Annotated in this window: 17 protein-coding genes and 1 tRNA gene; 6 read left to right on the top strand and 12 right to left on the bottom strand. The window is 60.3% G+C overall.

The genetic code is table 11. The annotated features are described in order from the left end of the window. The 3 genes from FJ492_RS16530 to dprA form a co-directional block, all read left to right on the top strand. Positions 1-812: amidohydrolase family protein (locus FJ492_RS16530; protein ID WP_140770927.1), on the top strand; the 812-nt coding region annotated here is incomplete at its 5' end. A gap of 54 nt (positions 813-866) precedes the next feature. Continuing rightward, a complete protein-coding gene (gene plsY / locus FJ492_RS16525; RefSeq protein WP_140510936.1) occupies positions 867-1454 on the top strand; it encodes a glycerol-3-phosphate 1-O-acyltransferase PlsY in 588 nt (195 codons plus the stop codon). Next, positions 1451-2584 carry a DNA-processing protein DprA gene (dprA, locus tag FJ492_RS16520; protein WP_140770925.1) on the top strand — a complete coding sequence of 378 codons (1134 nt, stop codon included), beginning with the start codon at positions 1451-1453 and terminating at the stop codon, positions 2582-2584. The genes plsY and dprA overlap by 4 nt, the downstream gene beginning before the upstream one ends. A gap of 55 nt (positions 2585-2639) precedes the next feature. Here the strand turns inward: dprA and FJ492_RS16515 are convergent, their stop codons facing one another. Both FJ492_RS16515 and FJ492_RS16510 read right to left on the bottom strand, forming a co-directional pair. Continuing rightward, complete coding sequence (locus FJ492_RS16515; protein ID WP_140770923.1) at positions 2640-3311, bottom strand: Stf0 family sulfotransferase; 672 nt, start codon at positions 3309-3311, stop codon at positions 2640-2642. A gap of 29 nt (positions 3312-3340) precedes the next feature. Beyond that, positions 3341-4681 (bottom strand): glycosyltransferase family 4 protein, encoded by a 1341-nt coding sequence (locus FJ492_RS16510; protein ID WP_140770920.1) that lies wholly within the window; start codon positions 4679-4681, stop codon positions 3341-3343. 195 nt (positions 4682-4876) lie between these two features. Between FJ492_RS16510 and FJ492_RS16505 the strand changes: the two genes are divergently transcribed. Continuing rightward, entirely contained in the window at positions 4877-5617 is a 741-nt protein-coding gene (locus FJ492_RS16505) for a hypothetical protein (protein WP_140510930.1), read from the top strand. A gap of 46 nt (positions 5618-5663) precedes the next feature. On the opposite strand, the gene otsB is transcribed toward FJ492_RS16505, so the two are convergent. The 4 genes from otsB to FJ492_RS16485 all read right to left on the bottom strand — a co-directional run bounded on the left by otsB (position 5664) and on the right by FJ492_RS16485 (position 11647). After that, positions 5664-6470, bottom strand: a complete 807-nt coding sequence (gene otsB / locus FJ492_RS16500) for a trehalose-phosphatase (protein ID WP_140770918.1) — start codon at positions 6468-6470, stop codon at positions 5664-5666. Beyond that, positions 6470-8272 (bottom strand): trehalose-6-phosphate synthase, encoded by a 1803-nt coding sequence (locus FJ492_RS16495; protein WP_181166668.1) that lies wholly within the window; start codon positions 8270-8272, stop codon positions 6470-6472. Before FJ492_RS16495 ends, otsB begins: the two co-directional genes overlap by 1 nt. Positions 8273-8378: 106 nt before the next feature. Then, positions 8379-10541 (bottom strand): amylo-alpha-1,6-glucosidase, encoded by a 2163-nt coding sequence (locus FJ492_RS16490; RefSeq protein ID WP_140770940.1) that lies wholly within the window; start codon positions 10539-10541, stop codon positions 8379-8381. Positions 10542-10585: 44 nt separating this feature from the next. Beyond that, positions 10586-11647 carry a glycosyltransferase family 4 protein gene (locus FJ492_RS16485; protein WP_140510926.1) on the bottom strand — a complete coding sequence of 354 codons (1062 nt, stop codon included), beginning with the start codon at positions 11645-11647 and terminating at the stop codon, positions 10586-10588. A 178-nt stretch (positions 11648-11825) separates the two neighbouring features. Between FJ492_RS16485 and FJ492_RS28775 the strand changes: the two genes are divergently transcribed. Beyond that, on the top strand, positions 11826-12311 hold the full coding sequence (locus tag FJ492_RS28775; RefSeq protein WP_181166004.1) for a hypothetical protein: 486 nt from the start codon (positions 11826-11828) through the stop codon (positions 12309-12311). A 1090-nt stretch (positions 12312-13401) separates the two neighbouring features. Here FJ492_RS28775 and FJ492_RS16465 read toward each other — a convergent pair. Continuing rightward, positions 13402-13656 (bottom strand): hypothetical protein, encoded by a 255-nt coding sequence (locus FJ492_RS16465; RefSeq protein WP_140770914.1) that lies wholly within the window; start codon positions 13654-13656, stop codon positions 13402-13404. Positions 13657-13841: 185 nt separating this feature from the next. Continuing rightward, a tRNA-Lys gene (locus tag FJ492_RS16460) sits at positions 13842-13917 on the bottom strand. A gap of 250 nt (positions 13918-14167) precedes the next feature. On the opposite strand from FJ492_RS16460, the gene FJ492_RS16455 reads away from it, so the two are divergent. Beyond that, positions 14168-14635: a BA14K family protein gene (locus FJ492_RS16455; RefSeq protein ID WP_140711708.1), complete on the top strand. Its 468-nt coding sequence runs from the start codon at positions 14168-14170 to the stop codon at positions 14633-14635. 48 nt (positions 14636-14683) lie between these two features. Here the strand turns inward: FJ492_RS16455 and glpK are convergent, their stop codons facing one another. From glpK to FJ492_RS16435, 4 genes are all read right to left on the bottom strand, one after another. Continuing rightward, entirely contained in the window at positions 14684-16174 is a 1491-nt protein-coding gene (glpK, locus tag FJ492_RS16450) for a glycerol kinase GlpK (protein WP_140770911.1), read from the bottom strand. Positions 16175-16265: 91 nt separating this feature from the next. Beyond that, complete coding sequence (locus tag FJ492_RS16445; RefSeq protein WP_140750219.1) at positions 16266-17990, bottom strand: ABC transporter substrate-binding protein; 1725 nt, start codon at positions 17988-17990, stop codon at positions 16266-16268. Between the two features lie 80 nt (positions 17991-18070). Continuing rightward, complete coding sequence (locus tag FJ492_RS16440; RefSeq protein ID WP_140711710.1) at positions 18071-18358, bottom strand: DUF2160 domain-containing protein; 288 nt, start codon at positions 18356-18358, stop codon at positions 18071-18073. Position 18359: 1 nt separating this feature from the next. Beyond that, on the bottom strand, positions 18360-19178 hold the full coding sequence (locus FJ492_RS16435) for a carbohydrate ABC transporter permease (RefSeq protein WP_246676040.1): 819 nt from the start codon (positions 19176-19178) through the stop codon (positions 18360-18362). Positions 19179-19210 lie beyond the last annotated feature (32 nt).

Here is a 19210-nt window from a genome sequence, read left to right as displayed (position 1 = left end):
ATACGATATCGAGCGCGCTGGTGATGCGCCGCGCGCTGACCTACGCGCGCGATTTCGGCGCCACCATCGTCCATGAAACGCAGGATGCCGACCTTGGGTCCTCGGGCGTCATGAATGAAGGCCTGTATGCCAGTTGGCTCGGTCTTTCCGGCATTCCGCGTGAAGCCGAATCCATCCCGCTCGAGCGGGACCTCGCGCTGGCGCGGCTGACGCGCGGTTCGTACCACGCCGCGAAGATCTCGACGGCAATGGCGGCAAGCGCCATGGCGCGGGCGAAGGCTGACGGCGCGGCAGTGACATCGGGCGTATCGATCCACAATCTGTCGCTCAATGAAAACGACGTCGGCGAGTACCGCACCTTCTTCCGCCTGACGCCGCCGCTGCGCGCCGAGGAAGACCGGCTGGCTGTGATCGAGGCGGTGAAGGACGGAACGATCGATGTCATCGTCTCTTCGCATGATCCGCAGGATGTCGACACCAAGCGGCTGCCCTTCGCTGACGCCGCTGCTGGCGCCATCGGCCTCGAAACCCTGCTTGGGGCGGCCTTGCGGCTCTACCACAATGGCGACGTGCCTTTGCTCAGGCTGATCGAAACCTTGTCCACCGCGCCGGCGAGGCTGTTTGGATTGCCCGGCGGCACACTGAAGCCGGGCGCGGTAGCCGATCTCGCGCTCGTCGATCTCGATGAACCCTGGATTGTCAGTGAAAGCGGCATCCGCTCGCGCTCGAAAAACACATGCTTCGAAGGCGCACGACTGCAAGGCAAGGTCTTGCAAACGCTGGTGGCGGGCCGCACAGTATTTTCTGCCTGAGCCGGCGGTAACCATGCCCCATCGAGCATGGTTGTGGACAATGCGGGGGAAACAATGACTTACGGCCTTATCCTGGCGTTGGTGTTCGGTTATCTGCTGGGCTCAATTCCGTTTGGCCTGCTGCTCACCCGCGCGGCTGGCCTTGGTGACGTACGCAAGATCGGCTCCGGCAATATCGGCGCCACCAATGTGCTGCGCACCGGCAACAAGGGCCTCGCCGCCGCCACCTTGCTGCTCGATGCGCTGAAAGGCACGGCCGCCGTGCTGATAGCAGGCCATTTCGCGCCTGAGACGGCGGTCTGGGCTGGCTTTGGCGCCTTTCTGGGCCACCTGTTTCCGGCATGGCTGAGGTTTAAAGGGGGCAAGGGCGTCGCGACCTATCTCGGTGTGCTGGTCGGCCTTGCCTGGCAGGTGGCGTTGATCTTCGCCATTGTCTGGCTGGTGATGGCTTTTCTGTTCCGCTTCTCCTCGCTGGCAGCGCTGGCTGCGGCCGTCGTCGTCCCGATCGCCCTGTATTTCATGAGCACACCGCGGATTGCAGTGCTGTTCGTGGTGATGAGCATCATTGTCTTCATCAAACATCGGGAAAACATTTCGCGGCTGATTGCCGGCACCGAAGGCAAGATCGGAGCCAAGGGGTGAGCGAACCGGCCGCCGGGCCGCGTCTCACCGATCGCCAGCGGCTAAGCTGGCTGCGGCTGATCCGCACCCAGAATGTCGGCCCGGCCTCTTTTCGCGACCTGATCAACCGCTTCGGTTCGGCCGAGGTCGCGTTGGAAATGCTGCCGGAACTGATGATTTCCGGTGGCGCCAACCGGATCGTGCGCATCCCTTCCGTTGCCGAAACCGAGGCCGAGATGGAGGCCGCGAGGCGGATCGGTGCACGCTTTGTCGGCATCGGCGAGGCAGACTATCCGCCGCTGCTGCGCAGCATGGACAATCCGCCGCCGCTGCTGGCGGTCAAGGGTAATGCCGCGGTGTTCCGACTGCCGGGGGTCGCGATTGTCGGCGCCCGCAACGCGTCGCTTGCCGGCATCAAGATGGCGCGCATGCTGGCAGCCGATCTCGCAAGAGAGGGCTACGGCATCATCTCCGGCCTGGCGCGCGGCATCGACACAGCGGCGCATCAGGGCAGTCTCTTGACCGGTACGGTCGGAGTGCTCGCCGGCGGCCTCGACCTGCCCTACCCGCCCGAAAATACCGGCCTGTGCGATGATATTGCCGAGCGCGGCGCCATCATCTCGGAAATGCCGTTCGGCTGGCAGCCGCGTGCCCAGGATTTCCCGCGCCGTAACCGTCTTGTTGCTGGTGCTGCCCTTGGACTGGTGGTGGTCGAGGCAGCGCGGCGCTCAGGCTCGCTGATCAGCGCCAGGCTTGCCGGCGAGATGGGCCGACTCGTCTTTGCGGTCCCCGGCTCCCCACTCGATCCGCGCGCAGCCGGTACCAACGGCCTGCTCAAGGACGGCGCCACGCTGGTCACCGAAGCTTCGGACATATCCAGGGCGATCCTTCCACTGACCGGCATGCGAGCGCCTGAGGTGCTGCCGTTTGAAGACCCGCCCGATTTTTCGGCAACGCCGCCACCGGGCGAGAGGGACCGCGCCAAGGTGATCGAGGCGCTGGGGCCGACACCGGTGCCGGTCGACGAAATCATCCGCCACACCGGCCTACACCCGGCCCAGGTCTTCATGGTGCTGCTGGAACTCGACCTCGCCAGTCGCCTCGAGCGCCACGCGGGTGGCAATGTTTCGCTAGTTTTCGGGGAAGGCTGACGACAGCGCCGCCTGCAATTCCCGCAGTATTCCATCGCGACGGCATGTGACGACCTCATACGATATCCAACACATTTGGATTGCCCTGCTCTAACTTGAAACGATGGGCCCATTCGAGGTTGATCGAGTCTCGCTGTTTCTGGATGACGACTTTGCTGAAATCCTGATTGGGCTGCAGTTGCAGGCCCATCATATCGGCGACTTTGCGGACGGCATCCTGTGGGTTCGCGACAACTAGCTCATATTCGAGTCTTAGAGGTTCGATCCCCGTTCGTGCATAGAACATCTCCCAGCGCGCCCTTTCCCGAACCAGCACATCGAGCTGCCTCCGAATCAGTTCGGCATCGAAAACCGCCGGCTGGTTTGCGGGCTGGGTCGATCGGTACTGACCCGTTTGGATCGCCCTTGCCCAAGATACCGCCTGACCGAGAAGGTCTCGCCTGGAAAGATACACAAAATGAAGATTTGGAAGCGCATTGATCCAATCGATTTCTCTCGAAATCCAATCATGCTGGTGCGCAAAGATTTTCAGGCCGTAGATACGATTGGGCGTCGCGCCCATGGTGAGAATTTTCTCGACTTGGCCGACGATGCATTCAGGGAAGGTTGGATCATTAAAAAATCGACGACCCCTCCAGTTGAAATATTCAAGCGGATGTCCGAGCACGCCGGTACTGCTAAGATGCTGACACAGGAAGTTGCTGCCAGATCTTGGCGATGTACAAATTCAATAGCCACGAATTCCGTCAGCTACCTTCAAATTCGCTCTCGCATCCTGAGAAGAATCTTTCGCAAAAATAGAGGGGTCAAACTGTTATATAATCGTTTGAGTTTGCTTGCCAAATCCGAAAGAACTGCCAGATTCTGATCTATTCGAGACAATGTGTCTCGGGTGATTTCGGTCACGTTAACGATCGAAGCTGACGCGTGGGAGAGCGAAACAAGTTGGGCCGTATCGAGCTTGATGGAATTGACCTGTCCACCAAGGTCGGCCAACGCCACTGCACTGCCCTCTAGGGTTTCTGTGTTTGACTGCAGCAACTGCAACAGCGAGGTTTCAGGGCCGACCAACCCGTGCAGTTCCTTGGCAATCTGGAGCCATTTGCGAGGTGAGGCTGAAACACCAATCTCTTCGATCCAGCAAGCGGTGGCGAGCGACCGTTCGTCTGCCGTGGTAGCAGAATTGGCCTGTATGGCCTGATCATAAATTCGAAGATGTTCCTTGATGAAGTCGCCTGCACCTACCGTTCCACGAAAATAGGCTGTCACCTCGGCGGCATCGTCGGCATCAAACTTCGAGATCGCCTCCAACAGATCGTGGATTGTGGTCGGTCTGGTCAGAAGTCCGACGCCGAGGTTCATGCGCCGCCACATTTCCATGTTTCCTGCAGTCAGCAAGCCGGCGAAGCCACGTCCGTCGCAAACCACAACCGAGCACCCCACTGCTGCCGCCTCGATAGCCATTCGGGCAGTCGCAAACACGATGTCGTACTCGAGCAGATCTTTTTCGAGTTGATATGAGTACCGGCCTGTTGCGGACCCCAGCTCATCGAGGTGAATTCCGCTTTTGAGGCAGGCTTCTCGCACTGCTTGCTGGTGCTCGAAATTCTTGGTTAGCAGCAGCCCCCTCTGCGGCCTCGAGGGCAGCCGCGGTCGCTGCTTGAAACGTTCGAGATCAACCGCATTGAAAACAATATCCAACCTGTCTGCCGGCACACCCCGTGAGAGGCATCTTGCTTTGCACGCCTCGTCCACCGCGATCCAATGGCGAATCTGTGGATGGAGCATCGGGGCCTCGACCTCGAAGAAGGCGCTATGACAGGAGAATACGGCCGGCACATCAGGAAATCTGGCGACCGCGGTCAGACAGGGAGTCAGATGCTGCCCGTGGATCACATCGGGCCTTTCGATAATCTCCGCGATCCGATCAACCACTTGGTGCCCGCGGCTGCGGAGCCTGTCAGCCATGTCGCCAAGCATCGGCGCTAACAACATAGTTTGATGCCCCGCGCCGCGAAGTCCGTCGGCAAGCAATTCCACGACGGATTCCGAGCCGCTATTTTGCGACACAAACAGGTTGGTTATAAGTATCCGCAAAGGCGGCCTCCTGGCCTGTTCCGCATTGGCGACAAAGACAATGGGTGCTAGGCAGCGTTTCTTAGTTCGAAGCCATTGACCAGACAAGGATTCCAGATGGCGTCCAAACTTGCGGGACCGTTGCACAGCATTTCGACGCAACCTGATTTCGGCCTCCGGCTGGGCAATGCCGGAGTATGACTAGAGAGCGACCACATGCCTGAAAAGTTGCAACATGTGCTGATCCTCGCACATCCAGGACATGAGCTCAGAATCCATCATTGGCTGGAGCTTAGCAGGCCGCGAGTGTATCTGCTCACGGATGGCTCGGGCGGACGTAACCAGGCTCGAACCAAATTCTCGCGCGAGGCGGTGGACGCCGCCGGTGCGACTGCCGGAGCAATCTTTGGCGAAATTCCGGATTCCGCTTGGTACAAAGCGCTGTTGACCACGGACGGTGGTTTCTTTGCCGACGTGCTGAGGCAAATTCGTCTCGATTTGATGGAATTTCAAGACGTTCAAGTCGTTTCCGATGCGGTCGATGGCTACAATCCTATTCACGATCTCGCATGCGCGTTTGGTAATGCTCTTAATGGCAGGCTGCACGGCGCCAGACCGGGCCACAAGCACCTTTGTTCGGCGGCGGTTCCCAACGTGCCGGGACTTGTCGAGGTGGAAGTTCAGCTGGATTCGGCAGCCCGCGCCAGAAAGATAGCAGCGGTCAAAGCTTATACGCCGCTTGCAGATGAGGCTCGACAAATTTTGGATCGAGACCCGCAGTGTTTCGATAGGGAACTTCTCATCTCGCAGAATTTCGACTGGAACAAGTCCTGGACCCCTGAATGGGAGCGGATCGGCAAAGAGCGCGTCGCGAGGAAGCTCTACGATAGATGCATCACCTACCGAGAGAATGTGCAGCCGGTGGTACAGCAATTGATGCTTAAAGGCTTCTGCTGAACTGGACTGTCATCAACTCTTGAATTCTTCGACAAGCATTATTCCTTCAGTCCCGCCCGGCCTTTGCCCGAACCGTCTTGCCGAACGAGCCGGCGGTGACGGACTGAGTCTGGCTCACCGCAGCCAGCCAAGCCAAGGCCTCGCCAACCCCGGCAAGCACGTGGCGCGCCGCTGTCGGTCCGCTCGGTTTGATGCGGATCGAGATGCCGTCCATCTCATTCACGGCCTCAAAACCATTCTCGTCGGATGTGTCGTCGCCAAGAAACACCGGCCGCCTCCCCTCGAAAGCCGACAGATCCAAAAAGCGCCTGATTGCCGCTCCCTTCGCCGCCTCCAACGGCATCAATTCAACGCCGGCATTGCCAGCCAGCACCCGATACCCCGCGGGCAACCTGTCCAGCGCCTGCTCGACGAGTTGCGTCGCGCGCTGCAACAATTGCGGTGCCGCGCGCGTGTGGATTGCCAGGATCGGACCCTTGCGCTCGATATAGACGTCCGCACTGCCCAGCTCCGCTTCGATTTCCTCGGCAAGCGCCGCAATGTCGGCCGGCTCTCCCGCCGCCTCGACCGGACCATCACGCGTGAGCCTGTGTTCAAGGCCGTAAAGCCCGGCGGCGCGCAATCTGAGGGGCTGGAAAAGATGATCGACCGCGGCGATCGACCGTCCCGTGATGAACGCCAGAGCTCCGTCCAATTGCAATTCGAGCCCCGCCAACAGCGCCCGCAATTCATCGCCGACAACCACCGCATCTGGATGCGCGGCATGTTCGAGAAGCGTGCCATCGATATCGAGGAAAAGGCACCACGCATCCTGCGGGACGTTGGGTTCGGTCAAGTTTGACAATGTCGACATCACAGCGCTGCCACGCGCTTGCGGTCGAGCAGCGATATCACATTGCCGGAAGAACCGGGGCCAGAAGAACCGGGGCCAGAAGAACCGGGGGCGCCATTGACGGCACGATCGACCGCATCGCGTTTGCGCAGGCGCGCCGCATCGAACAGCATGCTGCCCGCCCATCGATAGACATTGTTTTCGCGTACGACCTCGCGCATGCGTCGCATGCGCTGACTTTGCTCTTCCGGTGACATGGTCAAGGCTTGCAGCAGGGCGTCGCCCATCATCGCCGCGTCGTAGGGATTGACGATCAACGCCTCCAGCAGCTCCTTCGACGCGCCGGCAAACATGCTGAGCAGCAGCACGCCCTGTTCATCCTCGCGCGCCGCGACAAACTCCTTTGCAACCAGGTTCATGCCGTCGTGAAGGCTGGTGACCATGCAGACGTCGGCGGCCCGGTAAATCTCGTAGACCTGTGTTTGCGAGTGATGTTCGGTCACCAGCACCACCGGGGTATAGCCTTCACGACCATGGCGCTGGTTGATATCCTCGGCATGGCGCAGACATTCCTCGTACAATTGTTGATAGGCAGGCAAGGTGCCGCGGCTTGGCGCGGCGACCTGCAGGAACGCCACTTTGCCGATCCATTCCGGATGCAGTGTGAGCAACTCATCGAGCGCGTTGAGGCGGTCCAGGATGCCCTTGGTATAGTCGAGGCGTTCGACGCCCACGCACAGCCTGACGTTTTCGGCAAAGCCGAATTTATCGCGGATAAGCCGGCGACATTCTGCAACGGCAGGCAGTTTGCTCAGACGCGGCGGCTCCCATTCGATTGAAATCGGATAGGCGTGAACCAGGCTGATCTGACCGCCATAGGAGATGGCGGAATCCTCACGCTCGATCCTGCTCTCCAGGAAGCGGTCGACGCTATCGATGAAGTTGTTGCAATGGAACTGGGTGTGAAAGCCGACGATTGAACTGCCCAGCAATCCTTCGAGAATCTTCTCGCGCCATGGGCAGATGCTGAACACCTCTGAATTCGGCCACGGAATGTGCCAGAAGGTGATGATGATCGCTTCCGGCAGGCGCTCCCGGATCATCCGCGGCAACAGCGCGAAATGGTAGTCCTGGACCAGCACGATGGGCCGCTCGTTACGTGCCTCCGCGACGACGGTATCGGCGAATTTACGGTTGACCGCCTCATAGGCCTCCCAGTCGGAGGCGCGGAATATCGGCCGGGTGAAGGCTATGTGGCACAGCGGCCAGAGCCCTTCATTGGCAAAGCCCAGGTAATAGCCTTGCAGTTCTTCCTCGCTCAGCCAGACGCGGCGCAACGTATAGGAAGGATTTTCAGGCGGCACCTCGACGCGGTCATTTTCGTCGACGACAAGCGGATCGGCCGAACCGCCACCATAGGCGATCCATGTGCCGGCGCAGGCGCGCGTAATCGGCTCCAGCGCGGAGACCAGCCCGCTGGCGGGCACGACCAGTTGGATTTCATCGCCGTTGCGGTTGTGGATATAGGGTTCGCGGTTTGAAACCACGATCACCTGCGCATCGGGAAGTTCCTTCGCCAAAATGTGACGCAAGGTTTCCGGCGACCATTGGACGAGCGCGGCGGTCGTGGATTGCCCGTTCTTCTCGAATTCCGGCAACGGACCGCGAATGGGTTCTGCTTCATACCTGGCGAGCTTCGCGCTCCTGGCCTGTCCCCGCGACATTACCACCGCAAGCGCGACACATGAGATACCGACAATTGCGAGAATGAAGAGCCACATTGCGGCCGAAGGGACGACCAGATACCAACTGTTGTCGGGCATTTCGAATTGACTACCTTTCAATGGGACGCGGCAAGTCCACCGACAGGATCTCCGGCATCCATGACGTGGTGATCCAACGTTCCGCACTCATGATGGTTCCGATTTTTCAACTCCTGACCACCAGAGGCACCAGTCCCTCGTGCGCATCCGCAAGGAAGGCGCCGACACGATCTCCCACGCGCTGGAACGTCAGATCCACCGCCACATGTCCTACCGAGAGATGGCGAATGACGAGATTGTCGATACCGATCGGCAAGCGCGGCTGGGTCACGTGAATTTCGTTCGTCCGACCGTCAATCTGAAGGCCCAGGCAGGCCTGCATGAGCATGAAGGCGGAGCCTGCGGACCAGGCCTGCGGCAGGCAAGCCACCGGATAGGCAATCGGCGCTTCGCCGGCCGCGCGCGTGAATCCGCAGAACAGTTCGGGCAGCCGCATGTTGAAATGAACCGCGGATTCGAAGGTCCCACTCATCAACCGCACCACGTTGTCGCGGATGCCGTAGCGCGCCAGTCCGGCGGCGCAGATCGCGGTGTCGTGCGGCCAGATGGAGCCGTTATGATAGGACATCGGGTTGAAGAAGATAGCGTCGTCCGCCAGCGTTCTCAGCCCCCAGCCGGAATGGAACGAAGCCGATAGCAGTTGATCGGCGACAATGCGTGCGCGATCCGGATTGGGAAGGCCGACATAGAGCAGGTGGCCCGCATTGGACGTGCGCACCTTGCAGGGTTGGCCATCGCCATCGATCGCCAGCGCATAATAGCCAAGGTCTTCGATCCAGAAATGGCGTTCGACATGTTGGCGAATCGCATCGGCGCGCAGTTCCCAATTTTCCGACCGCTCCTCTTCGCCGCGCAGCCGCGCAAGCTTTGCCAATCCCTGGAACGCCGCAAAGACGTAACCCTGGACCTCGACCAGCGCGATCGGTCCTTTCGGAATGCGGCCATCGGCATGGAAGACGGAATCAAAACTGTCCTTCCATCCCTGGTTGGCGAGACCGGATTCCGCGGCGCGCTGGTAGGTAAGGAACCCGGTCGAACGGCTCGCCGTCTCGATCCACTCGGCGGCGGCGCACAGCGATGGCCACAGGCGATCGATGAATTCCGTGTCTCCCGTGCGGTCCGCATAGGCGCAGGCGAGATGAATGTAGAGCGGCGTCGTGTCGACGCCGCCATAATAGCGGCCGAACGGCAACTCACTCAGCGCCGCCATCTCGCCCTTGCGGGTCTCGTGCATGATCTTGCCGGGCTCGGAATCGCTGAAGGGTGAGGTTTCGGTCGCCTGGTGCTGGGCGAGAAACGCAAGAACGCCACGGGCGAGGCCGGGATTTAGCCAAAGCATCTGCAGAGCGGAAATCACGCCGTCCCGGCCGAAGGCGGTGGAGAACCACGGAATGCCGGCATAGGGGTAAGGCCCCGTCGCCAGTTCCGTCGTGAGCAGCGCCACATCGGCGCGGGCCCGCTCCATCCAGTCATTGAAGACGCGGCCCGAACTGTGGAGCGTCGCCCCATGCCGGCGCTTGGCGCGCATGCCGAAACGGGCGCGGGCGGCGGCGGCCCGGAACCGATCAATTTGCGGGCGGGCGTCTGTCTTGCTCCCCACCTCCACGTACAGCGTCTGGCGGCTGCGCTTGGTGACGGCAATGAAGAAATCCGCCCGCTCGGAGGTCAGTTGATCGGGCGGCTGTGAAAACGAGATCGCCGATGTCCGCTCCACTTCGTCCAGACCTTCGTAGCGAAGCACGACCGAACTCTGGTCGATCTCGGCCGTGTGCGCGGTGCCGCGCTTGGAACGGGTCGAACCTCGGACTTCGAACATGTCGCGAAAATCGACGCCAAAGCGCAGCGACACCAGGACCGTCGAATGCTCCCGGCTATAGTTGGAGAGCGTGATGCGTTCATATAGCCTTTCCTCCCACAGAAGCCTGACCCGCTCGATATGGATCGCGCCCTGCGGAATCTGACGGCCCGCGGCGCTCTCGATCGGCAGATTGGTCAGGTTGCTGGTGAACAGGACGTTGTCCTGGCTAAGCGATGCGCCAAGCAACGACAGCGACCGCCCGCCAACGGTCAGGCGAAATTCGGAGAGCATGCGCGTGTCGTCACGGAAGAAGCCGTCGCCAGCGCCGCGTATGTCGCCATAGGCATCGGCGACGGCAAAGCAATCGCTATGCTTGAGGGCGTAAAGCCGATGCGGTTCCCTGGGGGCGGTTTCGTCCAGGGAAGCCAGTGCTATTGCAGGGTCGAGCTTGCGCTCGTCGAGTTGGGTAATGGTCAAGAAGATTGTCCCGTGCTGATTTCTGGACGGGTGAAGGTTTACGAGGCTCTGCTCTGCTCGTGGCGGTCGCTCAGCCGCGAATAGGCCGCGACATAATCCCTGGCCATTCTGACGGCGGAGAACCGCTTTTCGAAGGCCGTTCTTATTCGTCGCCTGTCGAGTTGCAGGAGAGCCGGCATTGAGGCGACGGCATCTTCGATGGTTTCGACGACAAAGCCGGTGACCCCATGATCGATGATCTCGGGCATGGCCCCGCAACTCCAGGCCATGACCGGGGTTCCGCAGGCCATGGCCTCGATCACCGCAAGCCCGAAGGGTTCGGGCCAATCGATGGGAAACAGCAAAGCGGCCGCATTGCCCAGAAACCTACTCTTCTGATCCTCGCCGATCTCGCCGACATATTCGACCTGGTCGCCATCGATCAGCGGCTGCACGACTTCCTCGAAATAGGCGCGGTCGCCATCGCCCACCTTGGCGGCGAGCTTCAGTTTCAAGCCGGTGCGGCGGGCGATCTCGATCGCCCGGTCCGGCCGCTTGTCGCGCGACATTCTGCCGAGAAATGCAAGATAGGTCCCATCGGAGCCTGCCTCGAAATCGGGCTCGTAAAGCTCGAGCGGCAGCCCATGATGGATTGTAGCCAGCCAATTCGCGGATGCGAACCGCGCCCGCTGGCTGCGGGATATGGAAATCATGGGAAACCGAGGAAACCGGTCATAGGCTTGCGCGAGGTCCGCGTAATCCAGCCTGCCATGCGGGGTCGTCACCGTGCGTTGCGGCATATCGCGGAAAAACGGAAAATGCAGGAAATGGCTGAGATGGAAATGAACGACGTCAAACTCGTCGGCCCGGTTCCTCACCTCGTCGAGCATCGACAGATGCGCGGCGATCTCGGACTTCAGCGGGCGGGGATCGAGACGAAGCGCCCTTTCGCGGCATGGCACCAGTTTGGCGGAGGTCTTTGTGTCGCCGCTGGCGAACAATGTCACCTCGTGGCCGAGATCGACGAGAGCTTCGGTAAGGTATGAGATGATACGCTCGGTACCCCCGTAGAGCCTTGGTGGCACCGATTCGTAAAGTGGTGCGACATGCGCAATCTTCATGTCCCGGCGTCCCTCAATGAGCTGGTCATAGAGCCAAAATGCATCAGGGCCGGGATCGTTCCTGATTCTTTGGAAGATGCGTGGAATGATTGGTCCGTCCCCTGTCTGACTCGACCAGCCGCCCTATTTCCTGTCGGTAATGCCGACCTTGCGCTTACGGCAGCCGAAGGAGGTCCAGATGCAGGAACCCAGGGATATCGCAGCCCGGCGTCTGAGCATGATCGTAGAACAATATGTCGAGGCCAGAAAACGGCACTTTGGCTTTGTGTCGACGGACCAGGCCGCCCGAGTCATCCGCAGAACCCTGAAACCCGATCCTTCGGAGCCAGCGCTTTCCGATCGCAACCTCGACGACATGGTCGCCGCCCTCGCCGTGAAGAACGGCCTGGCGGTCATCTTCGACCGGGGCGTGCGGGGACCGGCCAACGGCGCCGAGGCCGAGTTGAACAGAAAGGAACCGATCATGCGAGCACCGACGGAGACTCCGGATGTCGCCGGCGCGGTGGACGCAATCCTGAGCGACCGCACCGTCCAGCTTTCGATGAGCGCGGTGATCTCGTTGCTGCGCGAACGTACCGGCACCAAGCGATCCGACGCGGATCTGGAAGGACTGATTGCCAAGAAAGCCGCCGTCTTGGAGGTGCATCTGTCACCAGGCGTCTGAGCGGCCGTTGCGCCGCACGGATTCACGGGCAAACCAAAAGCGCTGGCATGTCATCTGACAATGGTGAGCGCGATGTCCAACCCATGACCTACTGATTAAAAGTTCGTTTTTGGCCGTTTCGCCAAGCCGTTGCTTTCGCTGCGCCCTCCAGAACGGCCCGCTGCCAGTCCCTCCTTCGGGCAGCGGGCTTTGGGTGTTTGATTCGCGAAAGTTCCAAGCTTGTCCCTTTCCGTTTCGGGGTAATATTCCCGGTTTCGACGCGCAGCGGAGCGCCAAGGGCGCGCATTCCATTCGGTTGGGCAGAAAAGCGGCCCGGCATCTTTGGCGGGGACCAGGAACGTGCCGGGCCTAACCGGCGGAGAGTCGGGGGGACGGGCCACCGGCTGCTGATAATATATGCTTCCTCACTAATGGATGAAACGTGCGAACAAGAAAATTTCAGCCCTTCCTCAGCCTCACCCCAGCGCCGCCGTCGACCGTCGTGCTGGCGTTGGCGTGGCCGTTCTGAAAGACCCATCACGAAATCGTCACGAAGGAAGGCTAATGTTCCCTTGTGGGGAGCAAATGTCGCTAATGGACCGAGACGTCTACCGCCTTAAGCGCATCGAAGATGGCCGCGAAATAGTGATGTTCTATTCGGCGGTTGAGGCCAGAACCCTCATCGGCCACTTGGATATGCGTTACCGCTTAATGCTCGGCGACAGACAAATCTGGCCCGATGAGACTAGCGGCTCGAACGCAGCTTCGAGCGGATTTCATTGACGGCACCCACGATGGCTTCGGCCGCCTGTTGGTCGAGTGCGATATCCAACAGCCCTTCCGTTGTATGGATCGAGAGAAGGCCAAGGGCGCCGTTCCCATCTGCGACAGTGCAGACATGAAATTCAGTCGGCACGAAAGGGCGTGCCTTCTCTAGATGCTTCATTGTTGGCTCATATCACTTGCGCGGCTGGCACAATGGCGCAACCGAATGACACATTCAAGCGGGCTTAGGTTGAAAATCAGCGAAGCGGTTCCTGAAGGGCGAGACTTCCGCGAGCGCCTCGCCGGCCTGGTGTGTGAGCGTCTCCCTAAAATCGACCATCAACCCCTAGAGCCCGAAAGAGAACACCTGGGGACTGCTCGTCTCATAACCGAGGCGGGGCTCGGAATTACTGCCCATGTCCGTCTGTGGTGAATTGGCGGTTCCGGTAGCGGCGCAGTCAAGTTTGGCGGCTGCTGCCGCCTTGATCGACATGCCTGCACATGTCTTTTCGGCAGTGACTGTTGGCTTCTTCTTCTCGTGCGCCATAGCGGCGCTCGACACGGCAAGCACAATCGCCGCGCAAACGATAGCGGTTTTCATTGGAAGCCCTCTTTGTTAGCAAAAGCTAATAAGAAGTTAACGCTACGTAAGATCACCCGTCAATCGTAGAATCGGTCCACGAAGGACCAATGTGAGCCTTTTTACGGACATAGAGCGGACACGAAATTCTGCGGACACAGAAAACCGCCATCACCTGTCGCAAACCCCTGGTTTTCTTGAGTTTTTGGTGAGCGCGATGGGATTCGAACCCATGACCTACTGATTAAAAGTCAGTTGCTCTACCGGCTGAGCTACGCGCTCCCGCGGGCTCGAAAAGGCCGCCCTCGAAATTGCGCGGAACATAGGGAGAGTGCCGCGACCGGTCAACCGGAAAAGATGGTTCCAAACCCGCGCTTTGCCCTAAATCGCTGGCCCCTGCTTGTTCCCCGGGCTCTGGCGAGCAGCCAGGCAGTCGATCTCAGTCCGGCGGCCGCCAGCATGGGGGAACAAATCCGACGCCCTATCGTTTTTTGCCAATGGGACGCCCGACAAACCTTTGCGGAGAATACCAATGAATAGAATCACAACGGGCCTGCTTGCCGCCACCCTGTCGGCCACATTCGTCGCGGCGGAGGTGGTGCCGGTCAACGCCCAGCCGGCCTACGTGCCATTATCCCAGGCGGCAATGCCGGATGTGCAGACAGTGCAGTACCGGGAGTGGAGGAGAAACCGCTCCTTCGACCGCAATTTCTCACGCAATCGCAGCTTTAGCCGCAACGGTGACATGTATTGGAATGGTCACCGCGGCTATCGTGAATATCGCCGCGGCTATCGCCGTCATGGCGACTACTGGTTCCCGCTCGCGGCCTTTGCGACTGGCGCCTTGATCACCGGCGCAATCGTCAACGAGAACAACCGCGTCTATGAAGGCAATGCCCATGTGCAGTGGTGCTACGACCATTATCGGAGCTACCGCGCCTCGGACAACACCTTCCAGCCGAACAACGGTCCTCGTCGGGAATGCCGTTCGCCTTACTGATGCGTGGTGTGAGTGGAAGGCCCGCGGCGGAACGGCGCGGGCCTTTCCTTATGCGCTCAGCGTCCTGCGCACGGCATCGCGCCAGCCTGCCAGCTTGGCGGATCGGATCGAGCTATCGATATCAGGCTCGAACCGTCGCTCAAGTGCCCAGCTTTTCGCGAACTCCCTCACCTTGGGCCACACGCCCGCCTTCGAGCCGGCGAGCCAGGCAGCCCCCAGCGCGGTCGTCTCCAGGATTGTCGGCCGGTCAACCGCTGCGTCGAGTATGTCGGCCAGGCGCTGCATGGTCCAGTCCGAAGCCACCATGCCGCCATCGACCCTGAGCACCGTCTTTGCCTTGGCGCCCTTCCAATCCTTGTGCATGGCGTCGAGTAGGTCGCGAGTCTGATAAGCGACTGATTCCAAAGCCGCTCGGGCGAACTCGGCCGGACCGGAATTTCGGGTTAGCCCGAAGATGGCGCCGCGCGCCCCGGCGTCCCAGTGCGGCGCGCCGAGCCCGACAAAGGCCGGTACCAGATAGACGTTCTGCGTCGGATCGGCTTCCGCCGCGAGCTTGCCGCTCTGCTCGGCTTTGCCGATGACTTTGATGCCGTCGCGCAGCCATTGCACCGCGGCACCCGCAATGAAGATCGAGCCTTCAAGCGCATAAGTGGTATTGCCGTTCAACCGGTAGGCGATGGTCGTCAAGAGGCGGTTCTTGGAGCGCACCAGATCGCTGCCGGTGTTGAGCAGCGCAAAACAGCCGGTGCCGTAGGTGGACTTCATCATGCCCGGTTCGAAACAGGCCTGGCCGATGGTCGCGGCATGCTGGTCGCCGGCAACCCCTAGGATTCTAATCTCGGTGCCAAACAAGTTGTTCTCTGTGATTCCATAATCATCCGCACAATCCTTGACCTCCGGCAGCATCGCGGCCGGGATGCGCAGGATGGAAAGCAGTTCGTCGTCCCAGGCATTCTTCTCGATATTGTAGACCAGCGTGCGCGAGGCGTTGGTCGCGTCGGTGGCGTGCACCTTGCCGCCGGTCAGCCGCCAGATCAAAAAACTGTCGATGGTACCGGCCAGCAATTCGCCCTTCTCGGCACGTTTCCTCGCGCCCTTCACCTTGTCTAGGATCCAGGCGATCTTGGTGCCCGAGAAATAGGGGTCGAGCAGAAGCCCTGTCTTGCGTGTAAATTTCTTCTCCAGCCCCTGCTTCTTCAGCTTCTGGCACAGCGGTGCCGTGCGGCGGTCTTGCCAGACGATGGCGTTGTGGATCGGTTTGCCGGTTGCCTTGTCCCAGATGACGACGGTCTCGCGCTGGTTGGTGATGCCGATGGCGGCCACCTCCGAGGCGCTACGGCCGGCGGCCTTCAGTGCAGCCTTCACGGTGGTCATGACGCTTGCCCAGATCTCTTCGGGATCGTGCTCGACCCAGCCGGAGGCCGGATAGTGTTGGGCGAATTCCTTCTGCCCGCTGCCTACGACCTTCATCTTGCCGTCGAACAGGATCGCCCGGGTCGATGTCGTCCCCTGGTCGATCGCCAGCACAAAACCGCTCATTCCCGCATCCTCCGCCTTGACACAAAGAAGGGAGACGGCAACGCGCCGCCTCCCTCAATTCACACGGGCGCGAACGCCCGCATAGACCGTCTTACTTCTGCCAGCTCTTGACCAACTCGTCGTAATTGATGGTGACCGGCTTTTCCTTCTCGTTGTCCAGCTTCAGCTGCGGCGCGAGGTTGCCCTTCTTGACCGCGTCGGCATTCCAGTAAGCAAGGTCATGCTCTTCGGCCATTTTCGGACCGATATCGCCCTGGACACCCGACTTCTCTATTCGTTCCAGAACCTTCTCCTGATCGGCGCAGAGGCCATTCATGGCTTCCTGCGGCGACTTGGCGCCCGACGAAGCGTCACCGATGTTCTGCCACCAGAGCTGTGCCAGCTTCGGATAGTCGGGAACGTTGGTGCCGGTCGGCGTCCACTGTACGCGCGCCGGCGAACGGTAGAACTCGATCAGGCCGCCGAGCTTGGGAGCGCGTTCGGTGAAACTCTTGTCGTGGATCGTGGAGTCGCGGATGAAGGTCAGACCGACATGGCTCTTCTTCACATCCACGGTCTTGGAGGTCACGAACTGCGCGTAGAGCCAGGCGGCCTTGGCGCGGTCAGTTGGTGTCGACTTCATCAACGTCCACGACCCGACGTCCTGATAGCCGAGCTTCATGCCGTCCTTCCAGTAGGAACCGTGCGGCGACGGCGCCATGCGCCATTTCGGCGTGCCGTCGTCGTTCATGACAGGCAGGCCGGGCTTGACCATGTCGGCGGTGAAGGCGGTGTACCAGAAGATCTGCTGCGCCACGTTGCCCTGCGCCGGAACCGGACCCGATTCAGAGAAGGTCATGCCTTGCGCCTCCGGCGGCGCATAAGCCTTTAACCAGTCGAGGTATTTCTGGATCGCATAGACCGACGCCGGGCCGTTGGTGTCGCCGCCGCGCGCCACGCATGAGCCGACCGGACGAGAGTTCTCGTCGACCTTGATGCCCCATTCGTCGACCGGCAGGCCGTTCGGCAGGCCCTTGTCACCGTTGCCGGCCATCGACAGCCAGGCGTCGGTGAAACGCCAGCCGAGCGATGGGTCCTTCTTGCCGTAGTCCATATGGCCATAGACTTTCTTGCCGCCGACGTCACGGCCGGTGAAGAATTCGGCAATGTCCTCGTAAGCCGACCAGTTGACGGGCACGCCGAGCTCATAGCCGTACTTGGCCTTGAAGTCGGCCTTGTTCTTTTCGTCATTGAACCAATCGTAACGGAACCAGTAGAGGTTCGCGAACTGCTGGTCGGGAAGCTGGTAGAGCTTCTTGTCCGGCGCCGTGGTGAACTTGGTGCCGATGAAGTCGTTGACGTCGAGCATCGGGTCGGTGACGTCCTTGCCTTCGCCCGCCATCCAATCAGTCAGGTCGCGCACCTGCTGGTAGCGCCAGTGGGTGCCGATCAGATCGCTGTCGTTGACCCAGCCGTCATAAAGGTTCTGGCCGGTCTGCATCTGGGTCTGGATCTTCTCGACGACGTCGCCTTCCTGGATGACGTCATGCGTGACCTTGATGCCGGTGATGGCAGTGAAGGCAGGCGCCAGCACCTGCGATTCATACTGGTGGGTGGTCAAAGTTTCCGAGACGACCTTGATGTCCATGCCGGCAAACGGTTTGGCCGCATCGATGAACCACTGCATTTCCTTTTCCTGATCGGCGCGCGAGAGCGTCGAAAGAGGTCCTATCTCCTTGTCGAGAAAGGCTTTTGCCTCATCCATTCCGGCATAGGCGTGGCCCGCGCCGAGCAAAAGGACAAGGGCTGTCGTTGATGTTAAAAATTGCCGTCGCATTGTGTCTCCTCCGAGTTTTTAAAAGGTTTCAAGTGCGAACTGGAGCGACCACCTACGGGCCGCTCCATCAGTATCCCCCTCTATACGTAGCGGAACACGCCAATTGCGTAGACCACAGAGAGAGCGAGAGCCCACCACAGGTTGGACCCAACCAGACCCAGCCAAGCGAGATGGATAAAGGCGCTGCCAAGCAGCGAAACGAAGAGGCGGTCGCCGCGCGTCGTCTCGAAGCGCAGCACGCCGACACGCGGATTGCCGCCGGGCGAGGCATATTCCCAGACACCCATGCCAAGCAAAAGCAGCGCGATGACGCTGAAGAACGCGGCCGTCGGCCAGGTCCACGCCATCCAGGAAAAGTCGAGGTTCATGTCAGACCCTCCCCAGGGCAAAGCCCTTGGCAATATAGTTTCGCACGAACCAGATCACGAGCGCGCCGGGGATCAGTGTCAAAACGCCGGCGGCTGCCAGCAGACCCCAGTCCATGCCCGAGGCCGACACCGTACGCGTCATGGTCGCGGCGATCGGCTTGGCATCGGTCGTGGTCAGCGTGCGGGCGATCAGCAGTTCGACCCACGAAAACATGAAGCAGAAAAAGCAGGCGACGCCGATGCCGCTGGCGATCAGCGGCATGAATATCTTGATGAAGAACCGCGGAAAGGAATACCCGTCGATATAGGCTGTCTCGTCGATTTCCTTCGGCACGCCCGACATGAAACCTTCCAGGATCCACACCGCCAGCGGCACGTTGAACAGGCAGTGCGCCAGCGCCACCGCTATGTGCGTGTCGATGAGGCCGAAGGCCGAGTAGAGCTGGAAGAACGGCAGCGCGAACACGGCCGGCGGCGCCATGCGGTTGGTCAGCAGCCAGAAGAACAGATGCTTGTCGCCAAGGAAGCGATAGCGCGAGAAAGCGTAAGCCGCCGGCAGGGCCACCGACACCGAAATCACCATGTTCATGACGACATAGGTGATCGAGTTGATGTAGCCGGAATACCAGGCCTTCTGCGTGAAGATGGTGATGTAGTTGGCGATCGTCGGTGCGTGCGGGTAAAGCGTCAGCGAGTTGACGATCTCGGCATTGGTCTTGAAGCTCATGTTGATGAGCCAGTAGATCGGCAGCAGCAGAACGATGATGTAGAGCGTTGGCACGATCCACCACCAGCGCGATTCCTCGCCGCGCCGGCGCATCCGCCTGTCGAGTTCGCTCTGTGACAGTGAAC

It is taken from the genome of Mesorhizobium sp. B2-5-4 (assembly GCF_006441095.1).
Lineage (GTDB): Bacteria > Pseudomonadota > Alphaproteobacteria > Rhizobiales > Rhizobiaceae > Mesorhizobium > Mesorhizobium salmacidum.
Note: the sequence above shows the minus strand (reverse complement) of the source record. Positions and strands in the feature narration are given on the sequence as shown.

Coding starts and splice junctions, on each gene's coding strand:
- FJ492_RS16505 (WP_140510930.1), top strand. CDS start 4,877: ATGCCTGAAAAGTTGCAACATGTGCTGATCCTCGCACATCCAGGACAT.
- FJ492_RS16485 (WP_140510926.1), bottom strand. CDS start 11,647: ATGAAGATTGCGCATGTCGCACCACTTTACGAATCGGTGCCACCAAGG.
- FJ492_RS28775 (WP_181166004.1), top strand. CDS start 11,826: ATGCAGGAACCCAGGGATATCGCAGCCCGGCGTCTGAGCATGATCGTA.
- plsY (WP_140510936.1), top strand. CDS start 867: ATGACTTACGGCCTTATCCTGGCGTTGGTGTTCGGTTATCTGCTGGGC.
- FJ492_RS16435 (WP_246676040.1), bottom strand. CDS start 19,178: ATGCGCCGGCGCGGCGAGGAATCGCGCTGGTGGTGGATCGTGCCAACG.
- otsB (WP_140770918.1), bottom strand. CDS start 6,470: ATGTCGACATTGTCAAACTTGACCGAACCCAACGTCCCGCAGGATGCG.
- glpK (WP_140770911.1), bottom strand. CDS start 16,174: ATGAGCGGTTTTGTGCTGGCGATCGACCAGGGGACGACATCGACCCGG.
- FJ492_RS16465 (WP_140770914.1), bottom strand. CDS start 13,656: ATGAAAACCGCTATCGTTTGCGCGGCGATTGTGCTTGCCGTGTCGAGC.
- FJ492_RS16495 (WP_181166668.1), bottom strand. CDS start 8,272: ATGCCCGACAACAGTTGGTATCTGGTCGTCCCTTCGGCCGCAATGTGG.
- FJ492_RS16440 (WP_140711710.1), bottom strand. CDS start 18,358: ATGAACCTCGACTTTTCCTGGATGGCGTGGACCTGGCCGACGGCCGCG.
- FJ492_RS16445 (WP_140750219.1), bottom strand. CDS start 17,990: ATGCGACGGCAATTTTTAACATCAACGACAGCCCTTGTCCTTTTGCTC.
- FJ492_RS16455 (WP_140711708.1), top strand. CDS start 14,168: ATGAATAGAATCACAACGGGCCTGCTTGCCGCCACCCTGTCGGCCACA.